At 31.8% G+C, this 2,125-nt stretch carries 3 protein-coding genes; 1 reads left to right on the forward strand and 2 read right to left on the reverse strand.

What is annotated here, in order from left to right; translation table 11 throughout:
• A partial coding sequence (locus PLI06_10195) for a hypothetical protein (protein HOI77963.1) occupies positions 1–290 on the reverse strand: 290 nt, incomplete at its 3' end.
• Positions 291–430: 140 nt separating this feature from the next.
• Here PLI06_10195 and PLI06_10200 point away from each other — a divergent pair.
• Positions 431–1,855 carry a hypothetical protein gene (locus PLI06_10200; GenBank protein ID HOI77964.1) on the forward strand — a complete coding sequence of 475 codons (1,425 nt, stop codon included), beginning with the start codon at positions 431–433 and terminating at the stop codon, positions 1,853–1,855.
• Positions 1,856–1,883: 28 nt separating this feature from the next.
• Here PLI06_10200 and PLI06_10205 read toward each other — a convergent pair.
• A partial coding sequence (locus PLI06_10205; GenBank protein ID HOI77965.1) for a hypothetical protein occupies positions 1,884–2,125 on the reverse strand: 242 nt, incomplete at its 5' end.

The raw sequence follows: 2,125 nt of genomic DNA on the forward strand, positions 1-2,125 counted from the left end.
ATTAGTATTATCCCTATTACAATATTCAAAAAAGAACTATTCCTTAATGATTGATACTCCCAAGTAGAAGACACTAAAGAGCCGCTCAAGGCCTTATTGATATTATTTAAGTTCTCATCATTTCCTAATTCAGGGAACTTACTATATAGCCCCTTAAAGTCTTCAGGGGTGCTGTCTCTTAATTCTTGATAGTAAATTGATTTATTATGGTAATTGACCATATTGTAAGAACTTGACAAGACCATAATAATTCCAATCAGTATCAGTATATAATTAAATTTATCATTCATAGTATTCACAATGTTTTTATAAATCTCATATTTATATTTATTTTCTTTTCTAGGCAATATGGAAAAGAAATAATTTTCCATATTTTCCGTATTTTTTTCCAAATTCTTATATATGAGAAAAAGGATAAATATTTGATTAAATGAAAATACTAAATATATTATCCAGATTTATATTATTAACAATTCTATTATTTGCACCTTTATCTGCAATAGAAGCTAAAGAGCTTTGGAGCTATGACCCTAACAAGGACATAGAGGATTTGCAATACTGGACAGTTTCAACTATAACTATGTCCGAGGATAACAAATATGTTGCAGTGGGGTTATACCGCAATTATTATATTTCTTCAGATTGCATTCACAGAGAAGATTTTGGGACTAGAGAAGAATGTCATAAAGAAGAATCAAAGATATTATTGTTTGATATTTCAGGAAAATTACTTTGGGAGCATAAGACTACAAGCAAGATTGAGTCAACTTATTTTAGCACTGATTCTAAATATATACTTCTGAACAATTCCCCCACCTCTGCACATTACCATTCATTGGGGTATAACGATAGGCTATATCTATTCAATATAGAAGGAGAATTGTTATGGATTTATGATGATGCGATTGCTGGAAGGATAGACTCAGATGAGGTTGTTCTGTTTACAATTAATGAAATGAAAACAATACGGATAAAGATAGATAAAAATATAATTGAAGAATACCCTAATATTGGTATTTATTCCGCGAATGGAGATTTGTCAAAAGTGTTATTTACAAATACAAGAAATTTTGAGGATCAAATTGCACCTAAATATGTAGGCGTAATGGATAAAAGCGGAAAAGCCCTTTGGAAAAAGGACATTAGAGAAGATGGAGTTGTAAGCTCCGAAAAATCTTTCATATCTGATGACGGTAAAAGAGTTATATTATTAGAAAAACCATACTTAATTTCTAGTAATGATCCCGTTATTTTATATTTCTTCAATGACAAAGGGGAAATAAAATCGACTTATCAGTATGACGGGTATTTACTACAATTTGCCACTTCAAAAGACGGGGAATACTCTGTTTTAGCATACCAAACAGATATAAAAGCAAGAGGAACTGTGGAAGGCAATTTCTCAACAGAGAAATATTACAACAAGTTTGTATTGTTGGATGATTCGGGCAGCATAGTTTGGGAATCCACTATTTTGGAAAGCCCGTATTCATTATCACCTTATTCTATTAATATTTGCAATGATAAGCCCTACATACTATTTGGACTTGCCATACGAGAGGGAATGGGTTCCTTGTTCATAATGGACAGAAAATCTGGAGAAATAATAAACATGATAGATTTTGATGTTAAAAAAATACAGGTATCCCCTGGCGATAGCTATGCTGTCATTGTAAGGGGGGAAGGCAATAATTGTAGTAAAATCTTCCTATATAAAACTGAAGAATTGGTAAAGATTAATGATAAAACAGAAAGCAAAGACGAGAATAAATCGAATTATCCAAACCAATTAGTGTACGTTGTTGCCATTGCCTTAATACTGGTTGGGGCATATTATTACAAAAGGAAACATTAAGTCTGTTTTATTCTTATTAATATCGGATTTATTTTCCGTGCATGCCTCTAGTCTCCTTTTTCATATCATGTAAAAACATAATAATTCCCACAACAATAACGGGAGGGCCAAAAAGGACACCATACCTCAAAAAGGCAGAAGGAAGGTCTACAAATCCTCCCATTGAAAGATATCTCAACCAATCTAATAACGATTGACCAAACCATAATGAACCCGATAAGGCAATAATGATTCCAATAGTACTTCTAAAAGACATATTAAAAAATACAT

This window comes from Methanofastidiosum sp., assembly GCA_035362715.1.
Classification (GTDB): domain Archaea; phylum Methanobacteriota_B; class Thermococci; order Methanofastidiosales; family Methanofastidiosaceae; genus Methanofastidiosum.